General features: G+C 49.6%; 15 protein-coding genes and 2 pseudogenes. 11 read left to right on the plus strand and 6 right to left on the minus strand.

Translation table 11 applies throughout. The features are described from left to right. Positions 1 to 454: 454 nt before the first annotated feature. Complete coding sequence (locus ACOTXL_RS19245; protein ID WP_012477567.1) at positions 455 to 3,574, minus strand: hypothetical protein; 3,120 nt, start codon at positions 3,572 to 3,574, stop codon at positions 455 to 457. A 315-nt stretch (positions 3,575 to 3,889) separates the two neighbouring features. Between ACOTXL_RS19245 and ACOTXL_RS19250 the strand changes: the two genes are divergently transcribed. The 5 genes from ACOTXL_RS19250 to ACOTXL_RS19270 all read left to right on the plus strand — a co-directional run bounded on the left by ACOTXL_RS19250 (position 3,890) and on the right by ACOTXL_RS19270 (position 8,884). Beyond that, positions 3,890 to 4,174, plus strand: a complete 285-nt coding sequence (locus ACOTXL_RS19250) for a hypothetical protein (protein ID WP_022650043.1) — start codon at positions 3,890 to 3,892, stop codon at positions 4,172 to 4,174. After that, complete coding sequence (locus ACOTXL_RS19255) at positions 4,164 to 5,384, plus strand: hypothetical protein (protein ID WP_012477568.1); 1,221 nt, start codon at positions 4,164 to 4,166, stop codon at positions 5,382 to 5,384. The genes ACOTXL_RS19250 and ACOTXL_RS19255 overlap by 11 nt, the downstream gene beginning before the upstream one ends. Continuing rightward, complete coding sequence (locus ACOTXL_RS19260) at positions 5,381 to 6,034, plus strand: DUF6884 domain-containing protein (RefSeq protein ID WP_032635083.1); 654 nt, start codon at positions 5,381 to 5,383, stop codon at positions 6,032 to 6,034. Before ACOTXL_RS19255 ends, ACOTXL_RS19260 begins: the two co-directional genes overlap by 4 nt. A gap of 165 nt (positions 6,035 to 6,199) precedes the next feature. Beyond that, positions 6,200 to 8,221: an acyltransferase family protein gene (locus tag ACOTXL_RS19265; protein WP_012477570.1), complete on the plus strand. Its 2,022-nt coding sequence runs from the start codon at positions 6,200 to 6,202 to the stop codon at positions 8,219 to 8,221. 165 nt (positions 8,222 to 8,386) lie between these two features. Then, on the plus strand, positions 8,387 to 8,884 hold the full coding sequence (locus ACOTXL_RS19270) for a thermonuclease family protein (protein WP_022650044.1): 498 nt from the start codon (positions 8,387 to 8,389) through the stop codon (positions 8,882 to 8,884). Here the strand turns inward: ACOTXL_RS19270 and ACOTXL_RS19275 are convergent. Then, positions 8,851 to 9,522, minus strand: a complete 672-nt coding sequence (locus tag ACOTXL_RS19275) for an SOS response-associated peptidase (protein WP_012477572.1) — start codon at positions 9,520 to 9,522, stop codon at positions 8,851 to 8,853. The genes ACOTXL_RS19270 and ACOTXL_RS19275 overlap by 34 nt on opposite strands. Before the next feature lie 156 nt (positions 9,523 to 9,678). On the opposite strand from ACOTXL_RS19275, the gene ACOTXL_RS19280 reads away from it, so the two are divergent. After that, entirely contained in the window at positions 9,679 to 10,008 is a 330-nt protein-coding gene (locus ACOTXL_RS19280) for a hypothetical protein (RefSeq protein ID WP_012477573.1), read from the plus strand. Here the strand turns inward: ACOTXL_RS19280 and ACOTXL_RS19285 are convergent. From ACOTXL_RS19285 to ACOTXL_RS19295, 3 genes are read right to left on the minus strand one after another with little or no spacing between them, the layout of a single operon-like run. Further along, entirely contained in the window at positions 9,983 to 10,786 is an 804-nt protein-coding gene (locus ACOTXL_RS19285; RefSeq protein WP_022650045.1) for a DUF4225 domain-containing protein, read from the minus strand. The two genes, ACOTXL_RS19280 and ACOTXL_RS19285, sit on opposite strands and share 26 nt — an antisense overlap. A 10-nt stretch (positions 10,787 to 10,796) precedes the next feature. Then, positions 10,797 to 11,456: a DUF6710 family protein gene (locus ACOTXL_RS19290; RefSeq protein ID WP_022650046.1), complete on the minus strand. Its 660-nt coding sequence runs from the start codon at positions 11,454 to 11,456 to the stop codon at positions 10,797 to 10,799. Then, complete coding sequence (locus tag ACOTXL_RS19295; RefSeq protein WP_022650047.1) at positions 11,410 to 12,027, minus strand: hypothetical protein; 618 nt, start codon at positions 12,025 to 12,027, stop codon at positions 11,410 to 11,412. Before ACOTXL_RS19295 ends, ACOTXL_RS19290 begins: the two co-directional genes overlap by 47 nt. A gap of 299 nt (positions 12,028 to 12,326) precedes the next feature. Here ACOTXL_RS19295 and ACOTXL_RS19300 point away from each other — a divergent pair, with 299 nt between their 5' ends. The 4 genes and pseudogenes from ACOTXL_RS19300 to ACOTXL_RS19315 form a co-directional block, all read left to right on the plus strand. After that, complete coding sequence (locus ACOTXL_RS19300) at positions 12,327 to 12,917, plus strand: plasmid pRiA4b ORF-3 family protein (RefSeq protein WP_012477564.1); 591 nt, start codon at positions 12,327 to 12,329, stop codon at positions 12,915 to 12,917. 136 nt (positions 12,918 to 13,053) lie between these two features. After that, complete coding sequence (locus tag ACOTXL_RS19305; RefSeq protein ID WP_001493762.1) at positions 13,054 to 13,626, plus strand: recombinase family protein; 573 nt, start codon at positions 13,054 to 13,056, stop codon at positions 13,624 to 13,626. 36 nt (positions 13,627 to 13,662) lie between these two features. Continuing rightward, the gene (locus tag ACOTXL_RS19310; protein WP_001493761.1) at positions 13,663 to 15,054 is read left to right on the plus strand and encodes an ISKra4-like element ISKpn19 family transposase; all 1,392 of its coding nucleotides are present in this window, start codon (positions 13,663 to 13,665) and stop codon (positions 15,052 to 15,054) included. Between the two features lie 32 nt (positions 15,055 to 15,086). Next, positions 15,087 to 15,515: pseudogene (locus ACOTXL_RS19315) on the plus strand (recombinase family protein); the annotation flags it as partial. Positions 15,516 to 15,833: 318 nt separating this feature from the next. Here the strand turns inward: ACOTXL_RS19315 and ACOTXL_RS19320 are convergent. Continuing rightward, complete coding sequence (locus tag ACOTXL_RS19320) at positions 15,834 to 16,490, minus strand: quinolone resistance pentapeptide repeat protein QnrS1 (protein ID WP_001516695.1); 657 nt, start codon at positions 16,488 to 16,490, stop codon at positions 15,834 to 15,836. Between the two features lie 394 nt (positions 16,491 to 16,884). Here ACOTXL_RS19320 and ACOTXL_RS19325 point away from each other — a divergent pair. Further along, positions 16,885 to 18,038: pseudogene (locus ACOTXL_RS19325) on the plus strand (IS3 family transposase). Positions 18,039 to 18,067 lie beyond the last annotated feature (29 nt).

Genomic DNA, 18,067 nt, shown 5'->3' on the forward strand with positions numbered 1-18,067 from the left:
TTTCCTGTCGTGAATATCACCAGAATAATAATAAGCAGCCATATAACCACTCCATTAAATTACCGGATGGCCGTTCCGGTCAGATCCGATTTTCTGGCTATCCGCAACTTACCGGAAGTGTAACACGGTCAGAGAATAAGCGAAGCGCTCTTTTCGGCCCCTTCTTATCGGGTACAGGTGAGGGGAGATAACACAATATATAGAAGAAAAAGCAGCTGACGGAGTGGCATATCTTGTATTTTCGTGCCGCTGCGCGCCGGGGCGTTTCCGTAAGATCCGGAACAACCTTTTTTCGGATCTCAGGAGTGGAAGAGAACGATTATTGCAGAATAAGCACAAAAAACAGTGAATTGTTGTTATGAGTAGATTATTGCTATAAGTATCGCAATTTGAATTAATTATTAACAACAAAGCAATTTAACAGCGACCCCATCCGGGGTCACCTTAATTTTGCTCAGCGATGTTCAAACCGGGCCACCAGTGGACCAGTGATTTCCATCTCCATTTCCCAGAGCGTTGTCATCACGCCTTCAAGTGGATTGTCACTACTGCTGTAGAAGGTGTTAAAAAGGGTTCCATCCGGGTACCTGAACAGCCTGAGTTCACCGAAGGATTCCGCGCTGACCATAACCGAAAATTCCTGTTCGGAATTGAGGACAAGGTAAATAAGACAGTTATTGATCCTGAAGGGCAGAGTGCGGCTACCTCTGGCTGAAACATCAACCTGTATGCTAAACGCGTCATGCCTTTCCGGCTGATAAACCAGTTCCCTCAGTTCTTCGCTAAAGCGGGAACCATAGCTCACCAGTATGTAATACTGCTGATCGGCGGACCGTTGCGCGACTTTCATTAACAGTGTTTCGAGGTTTTTGACCTTCATCGTTAATTTAGCCTGTGATTGCCACAGTAAATTATGCAGTCTGTGGTAAATATTTGTCCTAACATCTGATACAGACGGAAAATCTCCGTAGAAATTACTATTAAGTTCTCTGGCAACATAATCTTTGGGAACACTCACAGGAATGTATCTCACCAGCCAGTTGCGATCGCATTCTGAATTTTGAGAAAAAGTGAAGTAGTTAAGCAGAGTATCTTCAGACAATACCCCAGGAAGTTCTTTTGTCAGACGAGTGTCGGTATTCCTGAGACGTTCAAGATCTACTTCGGCAGCAACGATATCTGCCACTTTGCTGCGACTGAAGACCTCAATGTATTTATCCAGAACGTCATTAAAGAAAACCACGTTCGTTGCATAATCCGCGTCTGAAATGATATAGCCTTCATAAGGGACTGAAGGATCACGTTTCAGCCGTTCAAGAACAGAAATTATTCTCACTTTACTGAAATAGGAAAACAACCCTCCCGCAAGGGCGTCATTAGCACGCTGCGTAACCTGCTCAGCAGGTCTGGCGAGCTTTATAGCCAGCAAGGAAAATGCTCCGTAGAGGCTCCCTAAATCCTCATGTACTCCTGTATACGTACGCCCCGGAATGTAAGGCCTTTCATTATATGAGTTCATAACCTCAATGGTTTCTGATAGCCCGCTGTACCAGTTTGTATTCGCATGAAGATTACAGTGCTCAATTCTCAGTATCATATCAATGATATCGACAGAACGTCTGAACGCAGGTGTCAGCGTATCATGAGTGTCTCTTTCTTCATATAATTCAGACGTAATGATATGGTTAACAAGATCAGCTAAATCTATCTTTTCTTGGGGTTCAAAATGCGCAATGAGATAACCTGCCATTAACAGGCGTAAATCAGACAAGGCATTTGCAAACATAATGGATAAGGCCGCATCTTTTTTATATGGACGCCCCCTGAGTAACATTGCCCACTGCGAGTCTGTTTCATCCAGAGACAGATAATCCGGAGTCAGGAAGAAACTGTGCCAGTGGTACTCTTCCTCCCAGTGCCGTGGAAACCGGCTCTGGTTAAACCAGAGACAGAGAACGTCGTGAGCATATCGTACGGAAGAAGCATTATCTGCAACCACTGACGGAATAAGCAGCCTGGCGGTGTTATGCAGATGATACATCAGGCGCCCAGTAGAATCTTCGCTCCCTGGTTTGCCAATGATCGAGCTCATACTCCAGCCCTCCCACAGGCCAATAAAATGGCGTACAAGTTCTTGATGAGTTTGCTCCTGGCTGGCCGAGAGGGTGACACCCTGTCCTGCTTTCCACTCGTTTAACACATGCCATACTCTGAAAAGCGAGAGTAAAAATTGTCTGAAATCGGTAAAATGAGTGCTCTGTGTTTTTCTGTACACATGCAATGGAATGGCCATCGATTCACGGAAATATTCGCCTGAATATTCCGTTGATTTTACGGATTCACGAAAAAACTTTCTCAATTCATAATGGAATGAATCGCTGAAAGTATGGCTAAAACCTGATTCTTTTACTTCATCCAGATAATTTTTATCAACCCCGTAGTTATAACTTCTTTTGATAGAGGTATAGGTATCTGTTAATCGTTCAATCCCTGTTCTGAAGACGCTAATATTTTTATCGTTAAGCGCATCGTAAGCCTCACCAAAGAAATCAAAAGTAATATCATCCAGATCCCTTTTGTTCTTAGGGCGCCCTGTTACAATACAACGGCTAAATAACCACCGCCACAATCCTGAAACAGGCTTGACATTTCTCGATGACAATAAAGTTAGTTCACCAGAACGAACACCAAAGGAGGGCAAAATGATAATTTCCGCATCCTGCCCATCTACCGCCTCTAGCCTTCTTAGCAGAAATAAAAGTGGCCTTATATAAATATCTATAACAACATCACCTTTACTGATATTAGATTTGACATGAAGCATGTCGTCTTTCTCTGAGATTGAGTAAGGCAGTATTTTAATATTACCGAGGTAATCCTCACCTATATTTACCCCCGGATATCGGAGCCAAGCAAGAATATATGCTTTTTGAATATAGTCATCCACTATCTGAGACAAAAAAAACTTATTCATTAGTCGATCGCGCTTGCTCTCATCCAGGACATTCAGACTCGAGACGAAGAACCAGATAGACAGAGTAATATTGAAAAGCATCCACACAAAAGCTGTTACGGCGAAAGAAGTATTAAGATATCCGTCACCTATAGATAACGTCATACCGCCCAACACGATAAATGCAGCCAGTAAAAGACCACTCAGGCCCGCAAACATATATCCGGAATGAAGTTGATACGCGGACTGAATATGGATCCTTGCTGATTTCTTTTGAAACAAAACACTTATAAGCCCCACAACCAGCGGAAAAACAATACCGATTATAGTCAACTGGCTACCCAGTAAATTAGACATCCAGTCTGAAAGCTTGGTAATGCCCTTAAAATGCTGCACAGCGAAAGGTTGCAATACAGGGCGAAAATATTCGACCACGCCAACAGCCCCGAAGGCTGCGGACCATAGAATTAGCATAGCCCGGACGTAATGGGTGGAGCAGGAAACAAGTATTCTCTCCACCGGGTTCCAGCGTAGTTTTTTGTAATCCCGGTTCGACTTCAGGCTCCGTCGGAGTTCAGCTCTCACCTGCCATGAGAGACTTTTTAGAAGTTTTCCAAACATAGATATTCTGCGTGTTCCATAAGAAATTTTATGAATAATAAGCGGTAGTGACCTTTTTTTCTCTGGAAAATGTCACCCGATGCCCTTCGTGCAAAGTTCGTCTCCCTGTTATCCGATTTAGCCAGAAACCGGATCTGCGCGGCGGGAAACACGCAAAGGATATGATAATTGAATCACTCACATAAAATCATACTAAGTGTGATATTTATCATTATTCATGAAATCACTTCTGATATGATATTAACTTAATATCAAATGAATCATACGTGATATGATTTTATCGCAATCTGTTACTCATTATTCCAGGAGCGCAGCATGTCCAGTACCGGGCCGACACTGAATCTCACCTATGACGAATTGCTTGACGAAATCAAAAGCATCCTTCGCGTGCTCAGCCGGCACAGCAGTTCTTCCCGGGATGACTCTTCCACCACGGCTGCCTTTGACAGGGGGAGTTGCAGCGGCGCCATTGCGCTCTGGTATTCACTGGCATTATCAATGAGGGCGCCGGGGCGCGACTGTGAGGAGGATCGCAGACAGCTTCGGCTTCTGGCCGGACTGATCCTCGAAAACCAGGAGCCGCCTGCCGATGGCCGCTGAGAAACACCGCCGCCCATCGCCGCTACAGCGGCGGGTGCTGATTGTGCTGGCCGCCCTCGGTGCGAAACGTCCGGGACCGGTGGCCACGCGGGATATTGAGCGGGTGCTGGAGCAGGGCGGGGACGCCCCGGTGTACGGGCCGAATCTCCGCGCCTCCTGCCGGCGCATGGAAGCTGCGGGCTGGCTGCGCACCCTGCGAGCCCCGAACCTGCAGCTGGCCGTCGAGCTGACGGACGCCGGCCGTGCGCTGGCCGCCCCGCTTCTCGCTGACGAACAGGCGCGCGTCCTGGCGGAGCAGCGCGCGACAACGGTCCGGGTTCTGCCCCTGATCCCGCCCGGCCAGGCAGACGAGGCTCACGACCGGCCGGTGGAGCTGGACGGCATCTGGCACCTGGCGTGCCGGGGCGACTACGTCATCCGCCTCGACGGGACCACCTGTCTCCAGCTGTGGAACACGGCCGGGCAGGTGACGCGTATGACGGGCGATCCCCTTCAGGTGGCGCAGTGGCTCCAGGCCTGCCACGGGGCGGGTATTGCGGTCCGGATGCAGATCAATGAGAGCACCACGCCGGAGGCGGGCACGCTGATCGGTACCGAGCCGGAAGACCTGACCGGCACCTGGTACCGCCAGCTGGACGTCGCGCTTCAGGCACAGGGGATCACCGGTCTGACTGAGGATATTCGCCTTGCCGTGGTGAGCCCTGAGGAAGCCCTCCGGTCGCTGCCGGCACCGGCGCGGCTGCTGCACGTTCTGCGCGAAAGCCCGGAGGCGTTCCCGCTCACGGCTGCCGGGTATGAAGAAGATTCCGGCGCCGCTCTGGACACCCTGCTGGCCAGGGCCGGATTCACGTCGGGACAGGCACAGGAGCTGCGGCTGCACCGCATCCGCTGGGCTCAGATGAGTCAGGAAGACGCTGACCGGCGCGAACTGAACAGCCTGCTGGATGAGCTGGAACGGCGACAGCTGTACTGCAACCGCGAACAACTGACGGAGATTGTGTTTTCGCCGGTCCGTAAACCCGGCGAGCGCTGGACTGACCGTCTGCAGTGGCTCCTGATGACGGACGGATTCGGGTTCCGGAGTCCGCTCTCCCGTGACGCAGGCTCCAGGGCGCTGACGATCCTGGCCGGTTACACGGGGCAGGAGGTGGCGGACCATCTGGCCACGGTTATCGTCTGGAACGATGACAGCGCGGGGATGCCGTCATGAGCACAGGCAACGTCAATCTCATCGTCACCTGCACGCGCCGCAAAACCATAACAGCCGGTCAAACCGTCTTTCCATATGAACACGACGCCGGAAATGCTTATGAAGTCTGGCTGGAAAGGCTGGCCAGGGCGCGGAACGACGGCGCTGCCATAACAGCAGGTGAACTGTATACGGGCCAGCACTGGAGCAGGGCTGCTGCGGCTGCAAAACGTACCGGCGCAGAGCTGTGGGTGATTTCAGCGGGTCTGGGGCTGCTGCACGTATCAGACCCGGTGGTCCCTTATGAGGCAACGTTCTCCTCGATGCCGTTTAGTCACAGCAGACTATGGGAAAGCCTGACAGCTTGCCCGCCTGCTGAACGACGGTATGCTTCCCTGAGGACGCTGATGCAGTCGAGGCCTGACGATCGGTTTGTGGTGGCCGCCTCTCCGGTGTACCTGCGTGCCGTCGATTCAGATCTGTATGCAGGAAGGGAGGCGCTCTGTACCCCGGAACAGCTTGTTGTGGTGACGTCAAAAGGTTACCAGGGAATCCTGAAGGGCAGCGTCATTTATACCAGTGCAGACATGATAAATGCGCTCAACACGAATATGACTGGCCTCAATATCAGCTATGCCACTCAGTTACTTGTTAACGACGTATGTAAATAAGCATCCAGGCAAGACGTAAGACAAACACTCACGACTTATTTTTGGTATACGTAGCTGAGAAACGATATCATAAGATATCAGGGAAATATTGCGTGCTCTGCTTCCCGATAGACTGACCACAATCTTAATAACCATAAATATGTAAATGTAAGGTGCCATTATAAAATGGATTTAGTTTTAGATAATCATACTAAAAGCTATGCAGTACAAAATTACCGGCAAGACATAGACGGTCTCCGCGCTGCCGCTGTCCTGCTTGTTATATTATTCCATGCAGGATTATCGTACTTCCCTTCGGGCTTTATTGGTGTTGATATATTTTTCACCATATCAGGATTCCTGATTACCGGAAAAGTCATCAGTGAAATTGAAAGAGGAACATTCTCACTAACTAATTTTATAAAAGGCAGATTATGGCGATTGCAGCCTGCACTGCTGGTGACAATTCTCGGCGCCATCATTGTAGCGACATACTGCTACATTCCTGACGATTACACCGCATTCGCAAAAAGTGCCAAATACACCACTCTTTTCTTATCAAACCAGTATTTTGATAAGCTTAGTGCAGCATACGCATCTCCTGACTCTGATTACTTCCTGCTTTTGCATACATGGTCTTTAGCAATTGAATGGCAGTGGTATTTTTTCTTTGCGCTTTTCGCGACCATTTTGACACTGCTTGTCAGTAAATTTAAAAGAAAATTTGCGTATAAACCGTTCCTTTATGGCTGGTTGTTACTTACCTTAACTGCAACAATAATTGTTATTCTTATCAGCCTGTACTCGTCCAGTCAGCATTACTACTCATTAAATATGCGCGCTTTTGAGTTTCTGATTGGTGGAAGCGTAGCTTTATTAAAGGACAGAATTCAGATAACCAACAGATGGATAACTAATCCTCTGGCAGTAGTAGCTATCGCTGTACTTATCTGTACTTCAGGTTTAAGCATACCAGTTGAGGCATATCCAAATAGCTGGACACTGCTTGTTTGCCTTGCCTCAGCAATATTACTGATAAACCAGAACACATTCGTAAATCGAACTTTACAATTAGCACCGATAAACTACACAGGTAAAATTTCTTATTCTCTGTACCTCTGGCACTGGCCCATATTTGCAGCGTTCAATTATCTTGAGATCACTCTGTCCGGCAAGACACTGTGCATTGCGCTGGTGATAACTGCAGGACTGGCAGTGCTTACCTATCACGGTATTGAAGAGCGCTTCCGCCGGGTTAAGCTGTCATTTGCAAAGAGTATGATCCTGCTTGTATTGCTCCCCCTTACGGTCTGCACGGGCCTTTACACATTAACCGTGAAAACGAATGGTTTGCCACAGCGCTTCAGCGATGAATACAATCACTCGTTACAGCTGTTGAATTCCGCTTCCGAGAATGCCGCATCGAGGGATGGCTGCCTTAGTGGAAGCCAGGACCTTACGGACTGTCAGTTCGGCGACCATGAAGGTTCGAAGAAAGCCTTTCTGATTGGCGATTCAAATGCTAACCATTTCTGGGGTTTTTATGATGTCTTGGCTAAGAATGCTGGCATAAAAATGTACTCCCTCACCACGTCTTCGTGCCTGGCATTACCGGGAATTTATCAGTATGACTGGTGGAAATATAAAGGCGTCAAATATGAAGAATGTCATGATAACGCTGAGAAATATTATGATAATATAAAATCAAATCACTATGACTATGTTATTTTAGGGCATGTGTGGTCAAATTATTTTTCTGCCCAGTTAATCACTAAAGATGAGGATGAGCGAAGTGAGGCACTCTCAGCCAGTCGATACGAAATGGCGTTACGTACAGCCATACGTACTATCATAGATTCTGGTTCAAAGCCAATAATCATGTTCACCATTGCGAACATGCCACGCAACTATCAAAACTGTATAAATCAGCATGTTATTCATCGACGCCCATTTGACATCAATGAATGTGATATGCAAAACCCGGCAAATACCAACGGGGAAAAAGTCACGCAACTGATGAGTAAAATGAAGGCTGAGTTCCCAACGCTGACCTTTATTGATCCTAAATCAATACAGTGCATTAGTGGTAAATGCATTACAAATATTGATGGCGTAACTGTCTATCGTGACGTGGGACATCTTACCGACTATGCTTCCTATAAATTCGGTCAGCTGTACCTAAATGAATTTGGTAATCCATTAAAGTGAATATGGTGTACTTATAATATCTGATGGTAACTTAAAGGGCACATTGTGCCCTTTTTAACGCACCAGTCCTTCTCTATAAGACACATCCACTATTCACGTCATCGAGATATACTTTGCCGTCTCAAAATGAGACACTCAATATATAAAAAAACCAGAGATATAGACATGTTTCGGACACTGTACATAATTAGTTTGCTCATCGTGACTTATCCGGTAAGTGCGGATATTAACGGCAGGATTGTTCGTGTGCTCGACGGGGATACCGTTGAGATTCTTGGTGAGGGGAACCAGCTGAAGCGTGTTCGTCTTGCCGGTATCGATGCGCCTGAAAAGAACCAACCCTTTGGCCAGCGTTCCAGACAGGAACTCTCATCGATGGTGACACAGCGCATCGTTACCGTCACTGGCGAGGATGAGGATCGTTACGGCCGGCTGCTTGGCACGGTGTGGCTTGGCGCGAAGGATGTGAATGCCGAACAGATCCGTAAGGGACTGGCCTGGGCATATCGGTATCACGGAAAACCTGTCCGGAGCGACTACGCAACACTGGAAGACGAAGCCCGTCGTCAGGCTACAGGTCTCTGGTCAGTCCCTGGACAGACAGAACCCTGGCGCTGGCGAAGCAAGCATCACGAGAGAGGTTCAATTAGCGACGCCCCCTGATTCCGCACGTTGCCGACCGCAGGGGAAACTGGATGCCAGGTGAATGCCTCAGCAGGCACCGCCCCCTGTTTGGCCGTCCTGCCCGCCTCGTCACCACTGAGACTTTCGCGTAGCCATTCGCGCGCGGCATCCGGCGTCAGCACCAGAGGACGACGATCGTGGATATCGATAAGCCCCTTGTCCGCTGCTGCCGTGACAATAACAAAGCCTTCCCCGTCATCCCTCAGACCAAACGGTCGTGCGCCAATGGCAGCCATGAATACGGGCTGACCGTCCCTGCGGTAAATGAAATACGGCTGTTTTTTGTTCCTCTGACGTACCCATTCATACCACCCGTCAGCAAACACAACGGCGCGGCAGCGTTCCCACAGCGGACGAAACATACGTCCCTCAGCTGCGGTTTCAACACGGGCATTAATCAGGGGCGCTTTGTGCCACCACTCTGGGGAATACCCCCACAGAACAGGTTCGAGCTGCAGCTGATCATTGCTTTCACTGAGCAACAGTACCCGGGTCCCCGGCGCCACGTTGTAGCGTCCGATAGGCTCCGGTACTGCAGAAAACCCGGCATCAACCTCACCGGCCAGATAAGCCAGGTATTCAGCGCGGGTCTGTGACTGAGAAAAACGTCCACACATAAGCGTTTCCTGCCGTTAAAGGGTAAGTATAGGAAAAATGGGAAGCATGGATTGTTTAACGGCAACGGCACAACGATCCGGACAGGGAAGGCAAAAGCAGGAAGGAACGGGACGTCTAAATAGTGTATTCTTTTTATCAGGTTAAAGGAGACGTGAATGACAGAGAACAACCAGGAACTTATCGCGGCAGGATTTACCAGTAAGGAAATAGCGAGAATCAAACGTCACCAGGCGACGGGGGACTCGCTGGAAAAGGTGCTGAAGGATCTGGCCGGCTATTTCCTGTCGGTAGCCTGGATCTCCGGCGGGATGGTCATCATCACCCTGCTCACCGCGATTTTTGGCAGCGCCAGCCATGTTATCTCCTGCGTGGTTGCCGTCGTCTTTCTGCTGATTGTGTTGCTTCTGGTGATGCCGGTCAGACTTGGCTATAAATCATGGAAGCTGATGAGATCACATATCAGCGACTCCGGTCATCACGGGTAAGGAGTTCCAGTACCACCTTTGCACTGACCCCCCATCCCAGAACCTTCATCGTCAGTTTGCCCGGAGACATGGTTTCCACCTTGCGGTAATAGTCTCCGGGAAGATAACGGAAAAGACGCCAGGCCTCAGCTTTCCCGGTCAGACCAAACACACCATAAACGCTGGCTGCAAGCGTGGTTGCATTAAAAATCCCCAGCCCGACATCGCGGCTGAAACCCATAAACTCCGCTACGGACATGGCGCCGTCCGCCAGGATCCCCTCTGAAGCAGGTTCATTCAGGAGCTGACGGGCTGCTTCCCGTGATACCGTATTAAGGGCATCACCGACCAGAACGGCACCGGCAAGCATTCCAGCTGGTGTCATGGTGGCGATCATAACACCGCCAAACACAGCCTGTACGCCGGCCAGAACGACCTTAATGCCGGATATGAAGTATCCGACAATTTTATTCTGCTCTGTTACGTACTGTATTTCAGCGTAGATCCGGGCATAACCGGTTTTCAGCATACGCGACTGTTCAAGTAGAAACTCATTTTCAGCCCTGAGGTTCTTCAGGCAGGAAATGCACTCTTCATCATTTCTTGCTCTCCTTGCCGCGTCAAACTGTTGCATGACAACCTGTCTGATTTCATCCACAAATTTCAGACGGGTCAGTGAATCACTGAGGTGCATGGCCGCGACGGTATTTGCGGTATTAACAAGCTTTCGGGCTTCCAGATTGATCATTGTATCAGCCCACTGGCGCCGGCTCTGACCGGGAAAAAGCGCGATATCCATTACATATTCCTTATCTGTCGTCAGGACGAGAAGTCATTAGCCTGCCTGCCTCAAATATTGCAGCTGCACGCCAGGACTTCACGTCTTCAGTTTTCTTACCGTCAACATACCAGTAGAGCCCGTCGGTACTTATTCGCTCAAAAAGAAAAGACATATCCCACACGTGTTCAGGGATTAACGTTCCTTCACCCGCCAGAATACCGGCCGTGATGGAGTGATTACCTCCCCGAACAAAACCAATGCGCCAGGGCAGCCAGAGTTCAACATAATGGTTAGTACGATCCTGCTGCCATACTCTTCCTTTTGCCGTACCAATCCGGGACACATTATCGATATAACGGGAAAGACTCCACGGCCAGGGAAGAACCATATCGGAGGCCAGAGAAAGCGGGTAATCTTCTGGATTAACTTCTCCCGCCTTCATACTGCTATAGTCCTGAACCTCTGTGATGGCATTAAAGAAAAATTCCCCGGGTGTCAAATCCGGACGGGCATCGGTTCCTTCTTCTGCCACCGCGAGCAGGAAATCACTCTGCAAAGGGCGGACCATAGCGCGAATTAAATCCGGCAAAGCCTGGACCGGCAGAGAAGACGCAACCGACAGCAGATGTTCAAAATTATTCTTAGCCGTGGTGAGCCTGCTGTACTTTCTGTTCCCTTTCCAGAACACAATTCTTCTCCCGGTATTCACTCAGCCAGCTATGCCAGTCGTCAGATCCGTACTCGATTTTGTCAATAATAGCCACTGCACTGGTATCAAATATCACGGTAGTTGTACCGTGAAGATAGCTGTCCGTAAATATACCTTCCCAGTCATAAACGCCCTGGATACCACAATTCAGGTAAAGGCGGATCATTTCATCTGAATCTACATGCCTGTCACCCACATAAAGCATACTCCCTTTGTAAGTGCTGTATTGAGGCTCGCGCAGGGCATGCCAGTCCCAGCCTTTACTGAGTTGGCTACTGATGCTGACTGGAAGTCCATCTCTCAGACGTGCCGCGATATCGGGCTGCTCTGCGAGCGGCAACCGGTGATTAGCGATAATCGCCCCGGTGTTCAGTTCACACCGGCAAACCAGTGGCAGTCCGGGATTTCTGTTTTTGAATAACGCATGATTGCTGGCTCCTTTAAAATTATCCGTAAACCAGCAGGCAGCGATGTTTCCGGACTCACCAGTTCCTTTGTATGCCACATCAAACTTATCAAAACGCTGTCTGGTTCCGTGAAAAAGCTGCATTGCCGGCACCTTCAGTCAGACCTTATTGAGTAGGAGGATCACATTGTTCTTAAATGTAGGAGCAGTATGCCGCCTGGCTACATGGAGGCGCCAGCGAATGTTAACTATTAAAATGAAGGCCAGTGGCGCCGTCGCCCGGCAAAGCCGGTAACGCAGCTACCAGATTCTGGTGTGAAAATGCCGAGCAGCGCGCAGGCATTCAATAAGGAGAGCATGAAAAACCTCGGGGCAGCCATCGAATGATGCCATCTACAGGGGTTAAAATAACCACCATCATTTCATAACAATACCTGCTGACTATGAAGATCTACGTCATCAAAATAGCAGTTCATGGAGTCAGTCCGATGGTCTGGCGTCGGCTGAGAATTGCTGCCGACACGTCACTGGCCGCGCTTCACTTCATTTTCCAGATAGTGCAGGGCTGGGGGGACGACCATCTCCATCAATTTCACATTTATGGCAAAGATTACGGTATCTCCTACGAAGGAGGCATCGGTTTTGTCGATAATCCGTTCCGGGTCGTGATTGATGATTTTGCTTTTGATGCTGGCGATCGCTTTACCTATGAATACAATTTCTTTGAGCACTGGCTTCATGACATTCGTGTTGAGGCCATTTATGAAAACTCTACGCTGAAAGCGCCGTTTTGTATAAGCGGCCATGGTATGCCCGGAGCCACAGCTGCGGATGAGTTCGATAAAACCCTGGCGTTTCTTGAAGCTATCGTTAATGCGGATGATGAAACAACGGTCGGCGAGATCCGCCCTTTTGCTGACGACCTGGATGCTGTCAGGTTCAACCGCCACAAAATCAACCGGCAACTGAGCAGGCTCGACCTTGCATCTCCGGTACTGGAGCCTGAAGTTATCTGGCTGGGCCGTCGTCGCTGACTGATGTCTATAAAGGTATACGTTTTCAGCATGCCTCTCAGATCCCCGAAAAAATGTCTATAAACCTCCCTAAATCAGTGTTTATGGATTATTCTTTAAATCTCTATGATGTTTAAAGACCTTCCGGAGGTTTTGCGTGCAATATGCCTACATCAGGGTAAGCTCGGCCGATCAGAATACGGCCCGTCAGGAAGAGGCATTGTCAAAGGCGGGTTTTCAGCCTGATAAAATTTGTGTTGAGCATGCCAGCGCGAAGGACACAAACCGCCCGGGGTTACAGGAACTCCTGGGGCAATTACGCCCTGGTGATACGCTTCTGGTTCATTCCATCGATCGCCTTTGCCGGAATATGTCGGATATGTGCGCTGTCACCACCCGGCTTCGTGACCAGGGCGTTACCCTTATTTTTCTGAAAGAGCAGCTGACGTTCAGCGCCGGCACAAACAATCCGATGCAGGAACTGCAGCTGCACATGATGTCGGCATTCAGCCAGTTTGAACGAGCCTTACTGAAGGAAAGGCAGGCCGACGGCATCGCCGCGAAAAAAGCACGGGGTGAAAAAACAGGGCGCCCCGGCGCCGATATCAAAAAGATCCAGGAAATTGACGCACTCAGAAGCAGAGGGGTCAGGCTCAGGATCGCCTGCGACCATGCGGGCCTTGGCGTTTCCACATATTATAAGCTTCGTCACCAGATGAACAACCAGTAGCCGGGAGATAGTCATCCACCACAGCAGGAGGCAATGATGCAACTGACGCTCCAGATAGTCATCACCGATGAATCAGGCTCCAGTCGAACGGAGGAACTGATGACAATCCAGAAATCAGGGGAGACCCGGAACGACATCGGATTATCGGTGTCAGAATCCAAGCTGTTGCTGAATACGGTCCAGCAGTCGGTGGTCCAGCTGCAGGCAGACGAATATACTCAACACCATATCCGGTGCCCTCACTGCCTTGCTGCGCGCAGAATCAAAGGCAAACAGAAAATACGGTACCGGACGCTGTTTGGCGTTATTCCGGTATCCGGGCTTCGGGTGTACCGGTGCCGTTGTGAAGAGAGTGATACAAAGACAGTCAGTTTGCTCAGCGACTGGGCCGGCGATTATTCTCACCCGGCACTGAAATATATTGAAACCCGCTGGGCCTCGATGATCTCCTATGAAATGACGACTCGTCTGCTGAAAGATATTCTGCCGGTGGGCCACAGCCTGAATGCCTCAACGGTGAGGAATCATTTATGCCAGGTGGCGCAGCGTCTTGACGCTGAGGCTGAAGCTCATTCAGGTTTTCTTTCCGGCTGCCCCCGCGACTGGGGGAACCTGCCCAGGCCAGGAAAACCGCTTGTGGTGGGTATAGATGGTGGTTATGTTCGCGATCGGGATGACAAAAAGCGTAATTTTGAAATTATTGCCGGGAAGTCTTTTTCCGTTGGTGCGCCTGCTGACACCCGCCGCTTCGGTTTTGTTCAGAAGGATGACTGTCATCCGGAACGCAGGCTCATGACCCACCTTTCAGCGCAGGGAATGCAGGCCAACCAGCAGATATTTTTTCTGTCCGACGGCGCGGATAATCTCAGGGACCTCCAGTTCGGTATGTACCCTGAGTCAACGCATGTGCTGGACTGGTTTCATATCACCATGAGGCTGAAGGTGCTCATGCAATATGCCCGGGGACTGCTGGTATCAGATCCAGAGGCGGGGAGTAAAGTTCTGGCACTGCTGGAAAGCATTAAACGATATCTCTGGCATGGCAATGTTGTCGCTGCGCTGGAACATATTGATAATTGCGTTATGTATTGCGATGACCCTGAACTCAGCTATCCTAGCCTGAAATCCCTGCAAAAACATCTGGATGAAATGTATACCTACATCCGGAATAATAAGATGATGATCCCAAACTACGGCGAAATGCGTCGGTACGGAGAGCCGGTATCAACCGCGTTTGTGGAATCCACGATCAATGAAGTGATCGCCAGACGAATGGCCAAAAAGCAGCAGATGCAGTGGAGCAGAAAAGGGGCTCATTATTTGTTACAGACCCGGACCGCCGTTTTGAATAACGAACTGCAGGATAAATTTGTCTGCTGGTATCCGGGTTTTCAAAGTGACGGGAAGGGACCAGCGATGGCAGCATAGCTCACGCTGCCCCAATATTTTTTATGCTCTCGGTCGTATGGAAGCTGGACCGCCTCGGTCGTGATCTTCGTCATCTCATTAATACAGTGCACGACCTGACCGCGAGGGGGACCGGTCTGAAAGTGCTGACCGGTCACGGGGCGACTATCGACACAACAACGGCCGCTGGCAAGCTTGTCTTCGGTATCTTTGCCGCACTGGCGGAGTTTGAGCGCGAACTGATTGCTGAAAGAACGACTGCAGGTCTGGCATCAGCAAGAGCCCGTGGGCGGAACGGCGGCCGACCTTATAAAATGACGCCAGTCAAACTGCGACTGGCAATGGCATCAATGGGACAATCAGAAACAAAGGTCAGTACGCTATGCCAGGAACTTGGGATAACCCGGCAAACTTTGTACAGGCATATTTCCCCTGTTGGTCAACTGCGGGCGGACGGGATCAAGCTGCTCAACCGTGGATAATTTGAACGGACGGAAAAATCTGGGGTTCCGGCGTAGTACCCCTATCACCTCCACATTTTTGCAACAGTGCCTTATAAATGGCAGCCTTATGTTTACTTGCCAAGATGGGCTACCATATGATGTTTTATACTGAGCAATATTAATATTATCTTTAATGGAAAAATTAAGCCCACTAAGTGACCCACTGCTATATGGCTCTATTGTGAAGACGCCTGAGGGTAAAAATTTATACATGGTTGTCCCTATGTCTATTATTGCAAGGTTGACAATATTATTCGTTTTATAAATTTGAGCGTTTAAAATCACACATCAAAGCAATTAGTCAGGATAAACAACAATACCCAGTGCTTCGAGAATCAGTTCTTGCTGCCAGGCTGCAATTTTGATACCTGATGTATCGACTTTGCGGGGATCTAAACCGTCGAGTTCGGCGTGGCATAAATTGGCACCCTGTAGGCTAAATTGCCCCCAGACATCTTCGGAAAAAACACCTCGACTTAAGTCTGACTCTTTCAGTGATGCACCCGCTAGGTTCGTTCCTATCCAGCGATTTTCAAACAACTCACATTTTTCTAAACAAACCCTCTCCATATTGGCATAGGAAAGATTACATCCAGAAATAAATGCTGAGCAAAAGTACATACGATTACTCACTTGATGGGCAAAGTTTGTTCGGGAAAAGTTGGCACCTTTTAAATCACACGCACGGAACTCTATACCGTAGCAATTGGCATTACTGAAGTTTGCCATCGCAAGTTGGCATTGTTGGAAACTTGCATCACGAAGATCTGCGACATCAAAGTGGCAGCCTTCGATATCACCCTGTTCAATGAACTTGCAGTTGACGAATGTCGTATCACGCAAGTTAGCACGTCGAAAGTCGCTGCGAATGAATGTGCAAGCGGTGAAGGTGAGATCACTTAAGTCTTTATGTGAAAAGTTGTGGTGCCGATATGTATGATTGTAGGTTTCCATGAGTACTCCTTGTTGAAAGGAGGGCTAGACTACCATTATACATATGCCAAGACATTAAAATAAAAGCCTGTTACATCAACACATTACAACCCCTCAATTTACCTGTTTTAAGTGGTCAAATTGGCGCGTAGAGCGCCTATCGCTCTTGCATTGGCACGCGGCCCTGTTGAAAAAAGTTATTCGCTTTAGATAGGGTTAGGAGAGCCGTGCTTCGCCGGTAAAAAATCGGACTATCCGACGCAGGGCGGACTCATCGGCGGAGAAGCAAACTTTGACTATATCTCCCTACACTTGGAAGAGGGCTAGACTGGCCCCATAGATCACCAGACACTTCGACTCTCTTAAAATAAGAGGTAGTCTTGGAACTATGTTTAATACCAGTCAGAACGATAAGATGGTTGAAGTGTTATCAGGACCTGAGCGGCGTCGGCGTCGTACACCGCAGGAAAAAATTGCCATTATTCAGCAGACTATGGAGCCCGGTATGACCGTGTCTCATGTCGCGCGCCTGCATGGCATCAATGCAAACCAGATATTCAAATGGCGCAAGCAATATTAAGACGGTTCACTGACGGCTGTTGCATCGGGCGAGGAAGTGGTGCCGGCCTCCGAACTCGCTGCCGCCAATAAGCAAATTCGCGAACTCCAGCGCCTTCTGGGCAAAAAGACGATGGAAGCCGAGATACTCAAAGAGGCCGTGGAGTTCGGCCGGGCAAAAAAATGGATTGCGCATGCGCCCTCGTTGCCTGGGAACGACGAATAAGCGACGTTTGCAGAAGTCTTGGCGTGTCGCGTGCGCAGTTGAGCATTCGGGTTCACCGGCCATCTGACTGACAGGATCGCAGACGGCAGCCCCGTTCTGACGATACCACCGTATTGTCCCGGATAAACATGGCGGTGGCTGACCTGCCGACGTATGGTTATCGCCGTGTGTGGGCGCTGCTGCGACGGGAGTCGGAGCGGGACGGCCTGCCTGTGGTTAATGCAAAGCGGGTGTATCGCATTATGAGAACGCATAATCTGCTTCTTGAACGTAAACCCGCTGATCCTTGCCGTAAGCGGGCCCATAAGGGGCGCGTAGCAGTAGCGGAAAGTAACCGGCGCTGGTGCTCAGATGGCTTTGAGTTCCGCTGTGATAATGGCGAAAAGCTGCGGGTGACCTTCGCGCAGGACTGCTGCGACAGGGAGATCATTGACTGGGCAGCGAGCACCGGAGGCTATGACAAAGAAACGGTGCAGGATGTCATGCTGGGTGCGGTGGAAAAACGCTTCGGAAGGCAGTTGCCAACAGTGCCGGCGTTCGCCCGGTTGCTGGGACTGGAGCCTTGTACGACAGCAGTGCGAAGCCCGGAAAGCAATGGCATAGCAGAAAGCTTCGTGATGACGATAAAACGGGACTACATCAGCATCATGCCGAAACCGGACAGCGAGGCAGCGGTGATGAATCTGGCGGTGGCGTTCAGTCATTACAACGAACATCATCCGCATAGTGCACTGGGATATCGCTCACCACGGGAATATATACGCAGGAAGTTATCGCAACCGTAAGAGAGCAAAAACGTCTGGATATATAGGGT

The organism is Enterobacter cloacae complex sp. IR5402 (assembly GCF_049238125.1).
GTDB classification, from domain to species: domain Bacteria; phylum Pseudomonadota; class Gammaproteobacteria; order Enterobacterales; family Enterobacteriaceae; genus Enterobacter; species Enterobacter hormaechei_C.

Bases quoted from the DNA above. Each gene is read 5' to 3' on its own strand.
- ACOTXL_RS19245 (WP_012477567.1), bottom strand. From the start codon at position 3,574: ATGTTTGGAAAACTTCTAAAAAGTCTCTCATGGCAGGTGAGAGCTGAA.
- ACOTXL_RS19250 (WP_022650043.1), top strand. From the start codon at position 3,890: ATGTCCAGTACCGGGCCGACACTGAATCTCACCTATGACGAATTGCTT.
- ACOTXL_RS19255 (WP_012477568.1), top strand. From the start codon at position 4,164: ATGGCCGCTGAGAAACACCGCCGCCCATCGCCGCTACAGCGGCGGGTG.
- ACOTXL_RS19260 (WP_032635083.1), top strand. From the start codon at position 5,381: ATGAGCACAGGCAACGTCAATCTCATCGTCACCTGCACGCGCCGCAAA.
- ACOTXL_RS19265 (WP_012477570.1), top strand. From the start codon at position 6,200: ATGGATTTAGTTTTAGATAATCATACTAAAAGCTATGCAGTACAAAAT.
- ACOTXL_RS19270 (WP_022650044.1), top strand. From the start codon at position 8,387: ATGTTTCGGACACTGTACATAATTAGTTTGCTCATCGTGACTTATCCG.
- ACOTXL_RS19275 (WP_012477572.1), bottom strand. From the start codon at position 9,522: ATGTGTGGACGTTTTTCTCAGTCACAGACCCGCGCTGAATACCTGGCT.
- ACOTXL_RS19280 (WP_012477573.1), top strand. From the start codon at position 9,679: ATGACAGAGAACAACCAGGAACTTATCGCGGCAGGATTTACCAGTAAG.
- ACOTXL_RS19285 (WP_022650045.1), bottom strand. From the start codon at position 10,786: ATGGATATCGCGCTTTTTCCCGGTCAGAGCCGGCGCCAGTGGGCTGAT.
- ACOTXL_RS19295 (WP_022650047.1), bottom strand. From the start codon at position 12,027: ATGCAGCTTTTTCACGGAACCAGACAGCGTTTTGATAAGTTTGATGTG.
- ACOTXL_RS19300 (WP_012477564.1), top strand. From the start codon at position 12,327: ATGAAGATCTACGTCATCAAAATAGCAGTTCATGGAGTCAGTCCGATG.
- ACOTXL_RS19310 (WP_001493761.1), top strand. From the start codon at position 13,663: ATGCAACTGACGCTCCAGATAGTCATCACCGATGAATCAGGCTCCAGT.
- ACOTXL_RS19320 (WP_001516695.1), bottom strand. From the start codon at position 16,490: ATGGAAACCTACAATCATACATATCGGCACCACAACTTTTCACATAAA.